The sequence below is a fragment of the Corynebacterium sputi DSM 45148 genome, assembly GCF_000427865.1.
Taxonomy (GTDB): domain Bacteria; phylum Actinomycetota; class Actinomycetes; order Mycobacteriales; family Mycobacteriaceae; genus Corynebacterium; species Corynebacterium sputi.
This window is the reverse complement of sequence record NZ_ATYV01000020.1, coordinates 37,292-52,933: the sequence shown is the minus strand read 5'-3', so window position 1 is coordinate 52,933 and position 15,642 is coordinate 37,292. Positions and strand designations below refer to the sequence as shown.

Here is a 15,642-nt window from a genome sequence, read left to right as displayed (position 1 = left end):
ATGAGCCAGCCGAGAAAGACTGCGAAAAAGCCCGTGCAGCGCCCTGGTGCTCGTAAGAATCCCCCGCGCAAGCCCACCCATCAGGGCAAGCGGCCTGCACAGAAGCGAGGATCTTCTGCGCAGGGGCCGAAGAAGGCGCACAAGCCGGTTAAGCAGAAGAAGCAGAAGAAGACGGCCCAGCCGCAGCTGTTGTCTGATCAGCGGCGCGAGGAGCTCTACGAGCTCGCCTCTGGTCGGGGTTTTAAGGCAGTGAATGCTCGGGCTGCATTGCGCCGAGATGAGCACGCACGCAACCGTATTGAGGAAGAAAAGCTCGGTGAAACCTGGCGGCCTAAGCGACCGCTGAGTGCGCGTGGGCGCGATGGCGACGGCGGTGGTGAAGACTTCGCGGTCGGCTCGACCATCGAGGCTCGTGCCACCACCGATGTGCTGGCCGGTTTTTACCCGTGGGCATTGGGTGCAGGCTCGCCGGTGGTGGGAACCCCAGTGGGCCAGCACCTGCTCACCGGAGCTTCGGTGCACTTCGATGCGACCAACTGGATGGTGCGCGGTGGCTTTATTACCGCGCCGATTGTTCTGGTTCTTGCTCTAAATGGCTTTGGTAAGTCCTCGCTGATCAGGCGGATGCAGACCGGTGCTGTGGCACAAAAGCGCACCTCTTTGGTCCTCGGTGATGCCAAGCCGGATTTTCGCGATCAGACTGAGGCGTTCGGCGGACAGATCGTGCAGCTCGGCCATGGGCTCGGGCACCTGAACCCCCTGGACGTTGGCGCACTGGGACGGGTGGTTCCGCAGCTGGAGGCTGCGGCCACGGCCCTGGAGGCGGTGATCGATGCAGATGAGACCGATGAGGTGGCACAGGCTGCGGTGGGTACACATCTTCACGGGGTGGCCGCCACCCGGTGGTGGCAGTGCGATCAGCAGATGCGCGAGGAGAAGATCGAGGAGCTGCGAGCTAAAGCGCGCGAGGTGCGCCTGGATGTGCAGATGCGTCAGCAGATGATGATCGGCTCGCTGGTGCAGCTGGTGCGTAAAAACCAGGTCAACGACTTCGAGGAAACGATGATCGCCTCTGCGATCAAGTTGCTGTACAACCTGAAGCAGTTCGATGAGAACAACCCACCGCTGCTGCAAGATCTCTACGACATTTTGCAGAGCAATCACCCGGTGCTGATGGAGGACGCGGGAGTTGACGTGCCTCCGGAGGGCTCCTGGGATGATCTCGAGGAGAGCGTACGGGCGGATTTGATGGCTCAGCAGGCCCGTGCGGTGGCTGACTATAAGCATGAGGTCCGCGGTCTGCGCCGGTCTCTGCGAGCGCTTCTACAGGGTGAGTTCGGTGAGATCTTCAACAATCACACCACCACCCGGTTGAATCTGGATGCGCCGGCCATTTGCGTGGATGTTTCGAAGATCCCGCACTCGGAGGCGTCCTCGCTTCGTGCGGCAGTGCTGCTGACGTGCTGGTCAGATGGATTCGGCACTGTGGAGGCCGCGCACGTGCTCGCTGATGCTGGCATGGGTCCCAAGAGAACCTTCCAGGTGATCATGGATGAGCTCTGGCAGGTGCTCAATGCCTCCCCGGCGATGGTCTCCAAGGTCAACCAGCTCTCGAGGTTGAACCGTGGACTGGGCACTGAGCTGATCATGATTACCCACTCCATCGTGGATTTCGATGCTTTTGATTCAGCACAGACACGCAATGAGGCCACCGGGTTGGTTGAGCGTGCTCGTGTGAAGATCCTTGGCGCTTTGCCGGCGAAGGAAGTGGCGAGGTTGCGCAGTGTCGTGGAGATCTCCGATGAGGAGGAATACATGATCACCTCCTGGTCGGCTCCTCAGTCACTGACCGGCAATGGCGTGCGCCCTGGCGAAAAGCCACCGCCGGCACCTGGTACCGGAAATTTCCTGATCAAGGTCGGTGAGCGTGGACCTGGCATTCCCTTCCACCTGTCCTTCGTCGCCGCTGAAGTCGATTCAGGGGTGCACAACACCAATAAGCGCTATGACGCGGTGGATGCGATGAATAAGCCAGGCCAGGGTGATCTGACATGAAAGGGGCCAAACTCGCAATCGCCGGGATTCTTAGCATCGTGTTGTTGTTGGTGCTGATCATCACTCTTCTTGTCAGCAGTGCCGAGGAATGCAGCATCACAGGGTCTGACAGCGGGGGTTCACTTGGCGGGGGAACGGTCGGCGGAGTTCCTGATGGGGCGTACTCCTTGCCGATGAAAGATGCGATGTCGAAAATCACCAGCCAGTACAAGAGCGCGAGCCGACCTGGACACCGTGGAATCGACATCGCCTCAGCCCAGGCTGATGAACCGTTGTATGCCTTTTACGACGGGGTGGTAAGTGCCGCTGGACCCGCCTCGGGTTTTGGAAACTGGATCATCGTTGATCACCAGATTGATGGAAAGTTGATTTCCACCGTGTACGGGCACATGTGGGATGACGGCGTGCATGTATCTGTTGGAGATCAGGTCAAAGCAGGACAGCACATCGCTGACCAGGGAAGTAATGGGCGGTCCACCGGTCCTCATTTGCACTGGGAAGTATGGGAGGGCGGTCGTCTTTCCGGTGGCATCGAAGTCGACCCCAATCCATGGTTGAACAACGCGGTCGAACCAGGGTCAGCACCGCAGCCCAGTGACGATGATGACCAGGCCGTGGACGAGGAAGAACACTCCGATACGGACACCAGGGCTGATAGCCCTCTGGGTGCGCCGGAAAGTCGCCGTTCAGGAGGTGAACTTCAGCCCGACCCGCGCTTTGCTGAAGCCAACATGCAGGTCGATTCGGTCAGGATTGGCCGTTCAGTGGCAGCGCGGTTCCCTCAGCTGGAAACCATCGGCGGCTGGAGACCATACGACGACTACCCCGACCACCCGTCAGGGCGCGCTGTGGACATCATGATCCCGGACTTTCAAAGTGCCCAGGGAAAGCAACTCGGAGACGATATCCTCGCATACCTCTACGGGAACAGGGACTACTTCAATATTCAGTACTTCATCTGGCGACAGCAATATATCCCAGCTGAAGGAACACCGAACATGATGGATGACCGAGGTGATCTGACTCAGAATCACTTTGACCACATTCACGTCACTGTCCACGAGGGAAGTGGATATCCAAGTGGAGGCCAATCCTTTGGCACTGCGCCAGAGGGAGGTTCGGCAGTTCCCGGTGCAGCCAGTGGCACAGCATCTGAAGGATGCGTACACCTCCATGTGGACGGAACTCTTAATGATGGAAGTGTCCCACCGGAATACATCAAATGGATTCGCCTCGGAGCAGCACAGTGTGAAGCGGTATCCGAGCCGCTTTTGGCGTCTCTGATTTACCAGGAATCGCAGTTTCAACCTTCTGCAACGTCGCATAGAGGAGCGATGGGTCCTGCTCAATTCATGCCTGGTACGTGGCCTGGGATTGGTGCTGAGATTGATGAAACGACCGGAGAACGAATAGGTCCCACAGGGTCTGGAGACCCACGCCATATTCCTGATGCGCTAATGGCATCCGGTGCGTACCTCTGCGAGAACTGGGACATGACACAGGCATGGAAAAAAGAAGGACGGATTCAAGGCGATGATATTGAACTCATGCTCTCTGCCTACAACGCCGGCCCTGGATCCACACTCAACGCAGGTGGAGTAGCACAAAACGCGGAAACGCTGGAATACGTAAAAATTATCCCGGAACGCGCGCCACAGTTTGCACGGCAGTTGACCTAAACAAAGGATTCATCATGAATAAGAAAGCAACGACAGCGGTGGCACTGACAACGGCAGTATGTGGGTTCTGTGGCGGTTGGTCAGTCTCAGCCATGACGGATACGTCACAAAATCAAGAAGACACCTTCGTCAGTACCGCAGATCGACAGTGGGTCCACAATGCCGAGATGCTGAAAAGCCACGTCGGAAGCCAGTTGCCCATCAGTCAGGCCAGTTCGCTGTTTCAGAGTCCGGACGAAAGGCTCAACGGAATCATCATCATTCCAGAGCACGAAGAACACAGCTTCGACCGGGAGATCGTAGATAACACCGTGGACTACCTGATTGACGACGCGGAAAGGTTTGGAATTGAGTACGTGATGTGGGATCAGTCCTACATTCCCGCAGTAGGTGAACCACAGCAGATGGAAGATCGTGGATCGGATTGGGATAACCATCGCACGCGACTGTTCATTGCTCTGTCCGATAAGGAGGTGATCAGCGATGCAGAGTAATCAGAAGGTGCTCATCACAGCATTAGTAGGTGTACTTGCCCTACTCGTCGTTGGAGTATTTCTATGGAATGTTCTGACCGGCAGCGAAGAAATAGATGAACACGGGCACCACGATCATGGCATCGAGGGCATAGACCCGGTTCGTGATGATCCCGAGAATGCCGCAATTGCAGCAGTGTCGACTGTGTGGACGCTCTATCCAGCAGAACAAGAATCGGCACTAGATTCGTCAAAGCAAATTGAAGACCGATTGACGGGGAAATATCTGCAATGGCTCAACTCAGCGGACCCGGAAGATGAACTCCCTGATAACTGGGATATCTGGGCTGACGCGGGAGATGTTGTGAAGACTGTAGCTACTCCGGCTAAGGGAAGTCCCAAAATTGTTGACAATGACGAAGAGGGAACTGTCGTTCTCGATGTATCACGAATGATTCTTCACGCAGATGGCACCTCTACCCCGTACTCGAAGGGTGTTGTTAATGCGCACATGATAATTGAAGACGATATGTGGAAGTTGGAACGTCTCGAATATGTCTCTGTGCAGTACTAGCGACACATAATCTTTGCCGCTTGACGATGAGTTCCTTCACCCGAAGCAGGTCCCCACCGTTCTTTGACTCGTCTCTAAATCCTCTTTCATTTCACATAAGGAGTCGCAATGCCGATGTCTCGATCTCATCTTCTTACCACCGTCGCAGCCTTTGCGTTGGTGTCCTCAGAAGAACTGTCTGAAGAACCAGATCATCCGCGCTCACCTGATCTAAGCGGGGGATAGAAGGCCCCCGACGACAAGCACCTCGTAACCCGATAGCACATCACATCACCTCATAGCAGAACAGGACATAATCACCATGGCAATCACACAGGACGTTAAAGACCGGTGGAACCTCATCGACGGGATCGTCAAGGACAACAAGAAGGATCTCAAGGCCGCTGAGACTCACGAACCGCTCAAAGAATTCGCGAACGAGCAGGGCTGGGATAACGGCAGTGATTTCGCACAGTTCAAGCGCTCGCTGATGAAAGTCGGCGTGAACTACGACAAGCGCCGCGAGGTCGGCATTGAGCGTCAGAAAGCCGCTCGAGCTGAACAGATCAAGAAGATCGAAGAGAGCTCCGACGATGTGGCCAGCGTGCTGCTGTGGTCAGGGGCAGTTGAAGGAGAAGACGGATCTGGTGCGTTCGCGGTGGTCAACGATGATGACGAGCCGATTTGGTACGGCAGGTTCTTTGACGATGACCGAATCCGCACCGCAGGGGATCTGATCTCCGCTGAGCAGTCAGCGGCGAACAAGGCCGTGTGGCTGGCCAGCAAGGCACTAGAGGCCGCCGGCCATGACAGTGGCCGCGTGATCATCACCACCACCTGTCACGAGTTGGACGAGCACAAGCTCAAAGAAGACGGCGCACGATTCTCCATGGCCGTGGACGTTCTGGTTGACCCGGACGATGAGAGGGCCGTGGATGTGGCATCGGCACCGGGTTTTAAAAAGTGGCAGGACAACGACCTGACCGAACTGGTTGAGGAGCAGTGAGATGAGCACCAACGTGCGCAATATGCGCCAACCCGCCAGCAACGACTGGGCCATGCTGTGGCTTCTACTCGGGGCTATCGGCCTGTGGTTTTTGATCTGGGCGGCGCTGCGTGCTGCCCCGATGATCGGTGGCCACGATCAGGCTGTCTCGGTGAACCCGGTGGCCATGCTCAAGCAGATCCTCGATGGGGATGTGCGATTCGGAGCCGCCGAAGCCATCGCAGTGGCGCTGGCTCTGATTCTGGTCATCGGCGGGGTCTGTTTCATCATGGTGCGCCTTCGCAAAAGTCGCACGAAGAAGCCCGGCAGTTCGGTGCGACACAGCACCCGGTGGTTGGCCTCTCGCAAAGACATCGAATCCATGTCGCACCGCTCGGCGGCCGCGGCGTCTAAGCGCATGGCCCTGGAGCTGCCAGAGCAGTCGGCACCAGGGGTGTTCCTGGGCAGGGAACTAGGCTCTGGCAAACCCATTTGGGTGGACTACGAGACGCTGACCACGCATTTTTGGGCAGCACGGCGAGGAAAGACCACCACGCAGGTAATGCCGCAGATCTACCACGCACCCGGTGGTGTGATCACCTCCTCGAATAAGCGCGACGTGGTGGATGACACCCTGGCGCTGCGCGAGCAGCTCGGGACGTGCTGGGTGTTTGATCCGCAGCGGATTTACACCACCGAAGAGCCGGATTGGTTCTTTGACCCGCTGGACTACATTCGCCGGCGGCCACAGGATGAGTGGGACACCGCCGCGAACGCTCTGGCGTCGCTGTTTCGTGACGATGCCGGCATGAACAGCGAGAACGCACAGAAGGACGTGTTCTCCGAGGGCGGTCAGGCACTGGTCTCGGGCATGTTGCTGGCAGCGTGCCTGGATAACCGGCCCATCAGTGATGTGATGGAGTGGTCGAGCAATGAGCGCGACCCTGAGCCGGTGGAGATTTTGCAGAGGCACGGCTGGGGCTCGAAAGCCGCGAACGTGCGTGCTCGCTATGAGCTCACCGACAAGACCCGCTCAGGTGTGTTCGCCAACGCGGTGCAGATGGTGCAGTCACTGGACCCGCAGATGGTGCGCAAATGGGTCACTCCCTCTGCCGGCAAACGCCGGTTTGATGCAGATGAGTTCATCGAGCAGTCGCAAAGGGGCCAACGACCGACGATGTATCTGCTGAGTAAGGAAGGCCCGACCAGCGCTTCGGCGCTAACGCTGATCCTTCTGGTGACCTTGATGGATGCTGCCGAGGAGTTCGGTGAGAAAAATCGCGGAGGCAGGCTGACCACCCCGCTGATCGTGCCACTGGATGAGGCGGCCAACACCGTTAAGTGGGGCCAGCTCTCGAACAAGTACTCCCACTACGGTTCTCGCTCGATCATTATCTCCACGATCATGCAGTCCTTCACCCAGGGCAAACGGGTGTGGGGTGAGGATTCGGTCAAGGACATGATGACCAACTCCTGTGTGATCTACGGCGGAGGCATTAAGGATGAGCGGTTTTTGACTGAGCTCAGCCAGATCGTGGGCGATCACGAGGAGGCCCGTGTCTCTCGCTCGCATGGCGATGGAGCCGGTTCGGGATCGACGTCTACTCAGGTGTCGGAGAAGCGGACTCTCAGTGTGTCAGAGCTGCAGTCCCTCGAGCGCGGTGTCGCGCTGGTAATTCCGCAGAACGCTGCACCGATGCTGGTGCGCACGGTGTTGGTGAAGGACCAAAAGTTTAGCCCTGAGATCCGCGATCTCATGGCCACTGCGACAGGAGCGTGAAATGAGCAATATATTCCAGCAGACCTACGACAGCGCGTTCCAAAACAAGCTCAAAGAAATTGCCGGTGACATTGTCATCTCAGAGGTTGCTCGGATTTCCGATGCTCCTGGGTTTGAGGAAATGGTTCTTGAGGCTGCTCGTCGCGGCGCGAAACTGTGGGTCCAAGAGCTGCTGGGAAGCCCGCAACGTACGCAGTACGAAGACGTGTTCGACTTCGTTGATCGTTACGTGTGCATGATGTGGCCGAAGAACGCGACCCGTGCGTGGTGTCCCAAGTGGTGGGATCACCCTGAGGTTGTCCGCCGGTTCACCCTGATGTGGACCACGTGGGAGTCGGCAGTGGCGCAAAAGCCGGCAACCGGTGAAGAGCAGTGGCTGCGCACTGTGGGTGATCCTCACATGAAGTTGTTGGCAGATAAAGACGGATCGTTCATGCGCTGTGACGAGAACAAGCACCACAGGGCGCAGCCCCTACAGGTCACCAACAAGGATGAGGAGCAGTAATGTCTGACAACCCAATGATTGATGTGGACCATGAGTTCGAGCAGGTCAGCGGCACAATAGGTCGAGAGATGCGCAGTGCCCTCGGCATGATGCGAGCAGGGTCCACACCGAAGCCTCGTAACTCCCGGAACCGATCGCTTAAGGGCGCAACGCCAGGGCAGATGCTCCGTCGCTACCGAGATTCGCTACTCAGGCGCGAAAACGGGATGGATGTGAGCGCTCAGGCTGAACAGTATGGCCAGGAGCTCACTGATCGGGGACTTCCCAAGACCGCCAAGACGTGGATGCAGTCACTGGAGGGCAAAGACATTTGGGGCAATGGTCGTATCGTGCAGCAGCGGCAGGATCAGCAGATGATCGACGCAGTGCAGCAGGCTCGCCTGGCCCAATCAGAGGCGGAGAGTGCAGCTCTTCAAGGACAGCAGGGAGCACAGGCGGCGCAGCAACGCGCACGTTCCCAGGATTCGGTTGCTCAGGCTGATCAGTCTGAGGAGCAGTTGCGCTCGCGAGCACGTGCGGCTCGGCAGGAGCGTGATGTTCAGGCATTGGGCGCTGTGGAAATGCAGCGTATGCGTGCATCTGCTGAGCGGGAGAAGGCCCAGGAGCAGGCAACGCAGCGTCAGCTCGCTGAGCGCGAGCGTGAAGAGGCCGAGAAGGCTCGGGCGCAGGCGCAGCGTCAGGCTGAGCAGAACAAGTCTCAGCAAGGCCAGTCCGGCTCTGGGTTAGTCGGTGCGGCGATTTCGGCGGGTGCGGCGGCAGCTGCTGTTTCTGCTCTTGCCACGGCTATTGAATCATCTTCGCAGAACCAGCAGTTTTATGACTCCTGGATGGACGACATGCTGGCCGCGCAGAGTATCGAGGATGACCAGGAGTACTTCGCCACCAGGAAAGGACTGATTGCCTCGTTCGATGAGCGGTTCGGTGATGTTCCGGAGTATGCCGACAATCCGATCTTCGCTACTCCCGTCGAGGACACTGAGGCGCACCTTGAGGGCGCTCCCGAGGAGATCCAGAGTGCGATGGCGCGCATGGAGGATCTGTCGTATCTGGATGAGGCTCAGGATGCGATGAGTACCGATCAGGCCAATGACTATCTCCAGTCTGTTGATGAGTTTGCAGACAAGTACGACCAGTGGTGTGAGGATCGAGGCATTCTGGGTGAGTTCGCTGAGTCCTCTGACGATGGATATTCGTTGCCGGTTTCGGCTGAGCCCAGTGCAGCGGAGGAATTCGCGCACCCTTTAGCCGATATTGATGTCGCTGGGGCTATTGCAGAGGAAAATGCAATGGGAAGCGATGACCTATTTGAATCCGTGTCGATGGAAGAGACTGTCGGTTCCCAGGAGGCATTGGAGGCATAAATATTGAAGTAGGGCGTGATCACTATCTAATAGTGGTCACGCCCTATTTTTATAGGCCGAGGTCGAATCCGTCTTCATTTTCTTCGAAGAGTGATGACGTAAAGAGAGGTTCATCCTCACCAAAGATAGTGTTCTCCTCGGCGCGTTGCTTGAACGCATCATCGAAGGCTTGGTCGACTATTGCGCGGAGCTTGTCCTTCTCGCTCGGCTCTGCCGGCGGTACCGGCTCCGGGTGCTCCAGTCGCATCCGCAGCTCCCAGGCAAACAGCCTCAGGTCCGCATCAGCCCCAGCGTGCGACGGTGCGATGCACGCCAGATCACCCTGCTGCTGTGATGGCAGGTCTCGGATCCGCGCGGCGATCACCGCCGGCACATCCCGCTCAGTACCGCTCATCCGCGTCACCGTAGCCATACGCTCTGCCACATCCGTTCCGTCAAGTGTCGCCGTGGCCACGGTACGAGCAATCATCTCCCGCTGCACATCGCTGATCTGATCCGCCATCCTCGCCGGGATCTCATCGAGAATCTGCTGCGCCACCACCAGCCCATAGTCATGCGCCAGCGCAGCGGTCGCCGCCTTGTACAGCCTGCTTGCGCGCTCATCAGAGAACTCCTCGGAGTGCAGCTCCTGACGAATCTCTTCGGCTGTGACAGCGCCAGTATCGCGGGACACAACCGATTCAAGGATGCTGCGCGCATCCGGTGTTTCATCACCACTCATGTGCTGGTGGCCATCTTCGGCCTCGGTATCCGGGGCGATATCGGTGACCACCCACGCACGGGATTCGCGCTTGGCGCGGGTCATCGCCACGTAGAAAGCCCTGCGGTCCACGCTCGGGTCAACCACCGCATGGGCGGTATCCACCGTCGCGCCCTGAGCGCGGTGCACCGTCGCCGCGTACCCGAGCTGAACATGCTCGGCCACATAACTGGCAGGCAACTCCACCAATCGGTCGGCCTCGGATTTGGCCAGAATCGACCCGTTTTCCCGCACCTCTACAACACTCATGCGTTGTCCGTTGAGCACACGCTGACGGTCGTTTCCTTCTCCGATGTACTGGTTACGCCGCGCCAGGATCATGTCGCCGGCTGTTGCGTTTCCGTGCGCCAGAGCTACCGACGGGCCCTCAGCGTTGATGGTTCCGTCAGCGATCAGTGCGGCTTGGATAAGACTGTTAGCGGTGTTGACATCCTCGTTCGTTGCCGCCATCAGCAAGCTCGTGCGGCCCTGGCGCACATCCTCCAGGTACGCCTGGGCGGCTTTAGTGAGCATCTCTGAGCGCGCTCCATCGCGCACCCAACCGCGCTCAAAGAACAAGTCCAACCCGTCCACATCACCGTGGCGTAGCTTCAATCCAGCCTCTGCTTGAGCGGTGTCATCACCAACTCGCATGACCTGATCCAGCTCTACCGCATCGGTGCGCTTGCACAGGGTGCGGAACAGTCCACCGGTCTCTACCGCATCCAACTGTTGGGGGTCTCCGACCATTCGCACGACCGCTCCGGTGGCGGTAGCGATCTCAACGATGGCCGCAAGATCATCAGTGGTGGCCATGCCGGCCTCATCGACCAGCAGCATATCCCCGGCAGAAATATCCACACCCAACGCACTGATATCCCTTGGTCTGTTACCGACCGTGCCGCGCCACCGGTAGGTCACGGACGCCAACGTGGTGGCCTCCGCGTCGATGTCCTCCCCGAGCTGTTTCGCTGCCTGAGCTGACGGTGCTAGCGCGTGCACCTGGTGCCCAGCCTCACGCCACAGGTCGGTGAGCACGGACATGGAGGTCGTTTTACCGGTGCCGGCCGGGCCAACTCCAGCGACGGTTTGCATCCCGGAGGTGCCCAAAGAGCGGACCATTTGCGCCTGGCCGGCGTTGAGCGAGAACCCTTTCTCGGTAGCGAATCGTTCCAGTGCGTCATCAACAGCAGCGCCTGAGATCAGGTGCGCGGTGGGCTCTGCGGCGGAGTCCAGTACAGTGTTCTCGGCCTCTAATGTGGCCGGCAGTGTGAAGCGCTGGTGGTCCGCATCGCGGTCAAAAACCGTTCCATCTTCGGAGATAAGTCGCTGTGGTACCTGCCACTGAACCTGCGGATTCAGACTCACACACTGGCCCATCGCAGTCTCAAGAGCCGCCGCGTGTGCCTGTGCGCGGTGCTGCTCGCTGGTGAAGCGGAAGGCGTGCAGCTCTTGGGAGATGGCGGTATCAACGTGTCGGCGGGAGAACTCCGCACGCCTGGCGGACACTGCAGCCAAGGAAGCATCTGCGACAGACGCGAGCTGACTGGCCGCTGATGTACTGCCGTTGTCTGCGAACATCGGGCGCTGATCGGTGGAAGTGCGGCACCTGGCAACCATGTCCGCAACTGCCTCTGAGTCCCCCATGAGCTCCGCAGCTTCCGACGCCCAATCGTCCCGCAGCTGCGCCAGGGATAGGCCCTCGCGTTTGTGCTGGCGGGTATCCAGGACTGCTTGCTGCCACAGGTCGTAGACGGTGCGGCGCGAGGGTGTGCGCCCGAACTTCTGCCGGTAATCGCTCGCCAGCTCCTCGTAACGCACCGACGCTGCGGCGCGCCTCTTGGAGAAGGAATCAAGGATTCTCTCGTCAATTCCGGCGACTTCCCAGGTCGGCTGTTTACCGTTCTCGCCTCCTCGGGCGTAGAAGGACAGACCCATCTGTTGGGTCAAACGCTCGGCCAGCATCGCGTTGTAGCGTTGCGAGGCAGTGGCTGAATGCTTGAGCATCATCCGTGAATCCACCGAGCGCCACACCCCGTCCGGTCCTTGCACCTTGTTGCTGACAAGGCAGTGCGTATGCAGATCCGGGTCGCCTGCGCGGGTGTCGTAGTGGGTGAACTGGGCGGCAATCATTCCGCCGGTCTTCGTGATCTGCTGCACCCCACCGATCTCGCATCGAGTGCGCAGCACGTCCGATTCGATCCACGCCAGGGTGTCGTTCACACACGAAGTATGGATAGCCTCGATCTGCTTTCGGGTCTCATCATCAGCCACCGACCACAACACCGAGATGCTCTTCGTCGGCGAAAAAGTCAGATCAAAACCACAGTTGGCCTGCTTGGTTTTCTGCTTCACATCGTTGACCCAACCGAGCACTTCCCGCGCACCAGAGTGCTCGTACCCGGTGGTCTTCTCGTAGAACGGGCGTGCAACCGCCAGTGCAATCTCATTTCGCTCAGCCATATCCGGGCGGCGATCATGACTCTCGCGGAAGGCTTTCTCAGCGGCAGAGAGTGCCTTCAACATGTCGTTGCCGCCGGTGTACAGCGGGAACTTTCGACCCAACTGGGTCTGCTTGACGCTGGCTCCGGCGCGGATCATCTCGTCCGCGTCCGGGTGCAGACCCTCGCCATACAGCGCTGCCATTTGGTCCTCGGTGACGGTGTTACCGTTGCTCGCCCCGTCCGACTTTAGGGCTTCAAGTCCGCTACCAAACCAGCGTCCAGGTGGTGTTCCCTTCGCGTCGTAGTAGTCCCCGAGCCGTGTTTTGCTGTCAGTCCTCTCATCATTGGTGGCCACTGAGCGCAACAGGTAGGCGTAACCGTCGCCTGCGTTGACTACTCGAATGGACATCATGATTTTCAGTCTAGGGCGCTGAGTCGTACTGGAGAAGCGGTTCGCTGTGCCCCTTGGCGTTACCGCAGGTCAGAGCCTACCGAAAAGTAGCAGATATATCTGCCAACGGTGTGGTGTCAGATCTTTGAGGTTTTTCTAGATCCAAGGGATCGTGGTTTTGTTCTCGAAGAGGACCAGCCGGGCAAGTTGTGTCGGCTCCGTAGAGCGCTCATTGGGGCTTCATCGCGGTCATTCCGACTGTCGCCATCATGTGCACTGTCTCGTTGGTGCATGTGCGTCGTAACCTGAAACTGGTGTGCTCTTCATTCCCCGTTTGTGGCGGCCCGATCTTCGATCCCCTAAGGTGATCATTAGTCTGACCGATCTCCTGCGTAGAAGTTTGTGAGTGTTAGGCCGTTGGTTTTTTGTTTTTGGGTAGGATCACTGCCATGAGCATCAAAGATCGCCGGCAAGCAGCAAGAGAGAAAGCCCGTCGCCTCCAGGAGGAGGACGAACGTCGCCTGAAGCAGATTCAACAGAGCAGGCAGAAGGTCTTCCTCGCGCTGGATGAAATCGCTGAACGCGAGGAGAACATCGCGTGGGCAATGTCCGACATAATTGAAGCTGGCATCACGAAGAAGAAGATCCAGCAGGACTTCGCTATGACGATGGCTGAGGTCAACCGGTACCTCGCTTTCCTCATTAAGGACAACGATGAGGACACTGACACGTCTGGCTCATCAGATCCCTCTGATGCGGACGAGGAGCGCACGCAGCAGGCTGAAGCAACTTCGCATGAGGACTCTCGTGAGGGCTCTTCCGTCTAAGGCACCGTTGAGAGCTCGCAGTGCATTCTGGTCGAAGGTCGTCAAGTCCACCGATGCTGATGGGTGTTGGATCTTCACTGGAGCGGTGAGCTCACCGGATGGGTACGGGCGGGTGAACTTCACGGTCAACGGCTCTCAGTTCACTATCTCGGCGCACCGGTTCGCTCTCTGGCTCTCGGGGGTGGATATCTCTGACTCAGAGATTGTTGGCGATCATCGATGTCATGAGCCACTGTGTGTGCGCGTAGGCCCGGAGCACCTCATTGCCTCATCTCAATCAGCCAACGCGGCGTACGGCCGCCAGAGTGGCCGCGCACGCGGGACTCGACCGGGTCTTGCCACTTCTGACCGCACCAGAGCACAACGCTCTATCGATGTGCGCGCAGCAGTCAAAGATGGATGGGATGAGCAGGCGTATCGCACAGCAGCGCGCGCACCGCACAATCCGGTGCATGAGCCCACACTGTTCGACGTATGAACAACGTCTAGATGTTGCGGGTCATGAGGTTGATGACGCGGACGGTCATCTGATCTCGTTGTCCGGATGTTGCGCGTCGTAAGCCTGGCGCGCATGGGCGATGTCGTCTCGGTGCTCAAGTGACCAGTCCGCTAGCGCCTTGACAAGATGGGTCAGACTCGCGCCGGTTTCGGAAAGTCGGTAATCGACTTGGGCAGGCACGGTCGGATACACGGTCCGGAGTACCAGCCCATCGCGCTCCAGCCGGCGCACCGTGAGCGTCAGCATCCGCTGGGAGATTCCATCGACGGCGCGCTGAAGCTGCCGGAAGCGGCGTGCTCCATTGGCAAGCTCGACGATCACGAGGACCGACCACTTGTCGCCCACGCGATCGAGGACATCGCGGATCCCGCAGTCGGGGTGGTCGGGTTGGCCGCACGGGTCGAGCTCTGCGGGTCCAGCGGTTACCTCGGTGTGCGTCACTGACATCAAACTGCCTCCTTGTGGGCGGTCCTTGATCGGTCGAGACTCATCGTAGTTACTGATGAGAACCACCTAGGAGAACGACCGCAATGATTATGGTTACCGGCGCGAACGGACAGCTCGCATCCCTCACGCTTCAGGAGTTGGCCGACCGAAGCGTGCCCGCCTTGGGCGGCAGCAGGACTCCGGCCGATGGGCAGCGTCACCTGGACTTCGACGACCCCGCCAGCCTGGACCTCACTGGTGTCTCGACGCTGGTCCTGGTCTCAGCCGGGTACGCCGAGGATGACCAGGTCATCGCCCGGCATCGGGCCGTTCTTGATGCCGCTGTCCGTGACGGCGTGCTGCATGTGATCTACACCAGCTTGACCGGAACCGGGGATCACCTCGGGTTCGCCCTTGCCCACCGCGTCACTGAGGACCTGGTCAAGGACAGTGGCCTTGCCTGGACGATCCTGCGTAATGGTCTCTACGCCGAACTCTTCGGCGCGCTGTTGACGTGGACGCCCAACGGTCTGGAGTCGGCGTTCGGCGATGGTGTTCTCTCAGCTGTTGCTCGTGTCGACCTGGCTGCCGCAGCAGCCATCGTCGCCAGTCAACCGACCGATCACGCTGGCAAGACCTACGAGCTGGTCGGCGAACCGATTTCCACTGGGGGCGTCGCCGAGCATCTCGGGATCGCTCACCGATCGATCGGCCTTGGCGAGTACCGCGCCCGTCTCCTTGCCGACGACGCCCTGCTGCCGTTCCAGCCGCCGATGCTCGCCTCGATCGCCACCAGCGTCCGACATGGGCAGCTCAGCAACTCCAGCCCTGACCTTGCACAGCTACTCGACCGGCCGCTGACCGATGCGCTGGCTGTAGCGGCGGACACTGCGGCTGCGATGCGTCCGGGCGCTCGCTGACACGG

At 58.9% G+C, this 15,642-nt stretch carries 13 protein-coding genes; 11 read left to right on the top strand and 2 right to left on the bottom strand.

The genetic code is table 11. The features are described 5' to 3' along the window. From YWU_RS0110760 to YWU_RS0110725, 8 genes are all read left to right on the top strand, one after another. Complete coding sequence (locus YWU_RS0110760; RefSeq protein WP_156892812.1) at positions 1 to 2,055, top strand: hypothetical protein; 2,055 nt, start codon at positions 1 to 3, stop codon at positions 2,053 to 2,055. Beyond that, a complete protein-coding gene (locus YWU_RS18810) occupies positions 2,052 to 3,734 on the top strand; it encodes a VldE C-terminal domain-containing protein (RefSeq protein WP_034647719.1) in 1,683 nt (560 codons plus the stop codon). Before YWU_RS0110760 ends, YWU_RS18810 begins: the two co-directional genes overlap by 4 nt. Positions 3,735 to 3,748: 14 nt before the next feature. Beyond that, positions 3,749 to 4,228 (top strand): VldE C-terminal domain-containing protein, encoded by a 480-nt coding sequence (locus YWU_RS0110750; protein WP_156892811.1) that lies wholly within the window; start codon positions 3,749 to 3,751, stop codon positions 4,226 to 4,228. Beyond that, the gene (locus YWU_RS0110745) at positions 4,218 to 4,781 is read left to right on the top strand and encodes a hypothetical protein (protein ID WP_027020470.1); all 564 of its coding nucleotides are present in this window, start codon (positions 4,218 to 4,220) and stop codon (positions 4,779 to 4,781) included. Before YWU_RS0110750 ends, YWU_RS0110745 begins: the two co-directional genes overlap by 11 nt. Before the next feature lie 301 nt (positions 4,782 to 5,082). Beyond that, complete coding sequence (locus tag YWU_RS16445; protein WP_034647718.1) at positions 5,083 to 5,766, top strand: hypothetical protein; 684 nt, start codon at positions 5,083 to 5,085, stop codon at positions 5,764 to 5,766. A gap of 1 nt (position 5,767) precedes the next feature. Continuing rightward, a complete protein-coding gene (locus YWU_RS16440; protein WP_051260283.1) occupies positions 5,768 to 7,525 on the top strand; it encodes a type IV secretory system conjugative DNA transfer family protein in 1,758 nt (585 codons plus the stop codon). Between the two features lies 1 nt (position 7,526). Further along, entirely contained in the window at positions 7,527 to 8,030 is a 504-nt protein-coding gene (locus YWU_RS17655; RefSeq protein WP_051260282.1) for a DUF4913 domain-containing protein, read from the top strand. Then, entirely contained in the window at positions 8,030 to 9,391 is a 1,362-nt protein-coding gene (locus YWU_RS0110725) for a hypothetical protein (RefSeq protein ID WP_027020469.1), read from the top strand. The genes YWU_RS17655 and YWU_RS0110725 overlap by 1 nt, the downstream gene beginning before the upstream one ends. Before the next feature lie 49 nt (positions 9,392 to 9,440). Here the strand turns inward: YWU_RS0110725 and mobF are convergent, their stop codons facing one another. Then, positions 9,441 to 12,986, bottom strand: coding sequence for a MobF family relaxase (gene mobF / locus YWU_RS16430; RefSeq protein WP_051260281.1), 3,546 nt, complete (start codon positions 12,984 to 12,986; stop codon positions 9,441 to 9,443). A gap of 428 nt (positions 12,987 to 13,414) precedes the next feature. Here mobF and YWU_RS0110715 point away from each other — a divergent pair, with 428 nt between their 5' ends. Together YWU_RS0110715 and YWU_RS16425 are read left to right on the top strand one after the other, a co-directional pair. Then, on the top strand, positions 13,415 to 13,792 hold the full coding sequence (locus tag YWU_RS0110715; protein ID WP_027020468.1) for a hypothetical protein: 378 nt from the start codon (positions 13,415 to 13,417) through the stop codon (positions 13,790 to 13,792). Then, positions 13,761 to 14,270: a hypothetical protein gene (locus YWU_RS16425; protein WP_169718910.1), complete on the top strand. Its 510-nt coding sequence runs from the start codon at positions 13,761 to 13,763 to the stop codon at positions 14,268 to 14,270. Before YWU_RS0110715 ends, YWU_RS16425 begins: the two co-directional genes overlap by 32 nt. 45 nt (positions 14,271 to 14,315) lie before the next feature. Here the strand turns inward: YWU_RS16425 and YWU_RS0110705 are convergent, their stop codons facing one another. Continuing rightward, entirely contained in the window at positions 14,316 to 14,738 is a 423-nt protein-coding gene (locus tag YWU_RS0110705; RefSeq protein ID WP_027020467.1) for a winged helix-turn-helix transcriptional regulator, read from the bottom strand. 83 nt (positions 14,739 to 14,821) lie between these two features. Here YWU_RS0110705 and YWU_RS0110700 point away from each other — a divergent pair, with 83 nt between their 5' ends. Then, the gene (locus YWU_RS0110700) at positions 14,822 to 15,637 is read left to right on the top strand and encodes an NAD(P)H-binding protein (RefSeq protein ID WP_027020466.1); all 816 of its coding nucleotides are present in this window, start codon (positions 14,822 to 14,824) and stop codon (positions 15,635 to 15,637) included. The last annotated feature ends 5 nt before the right edge of the window (positions 15,638 to 15,642 follow it).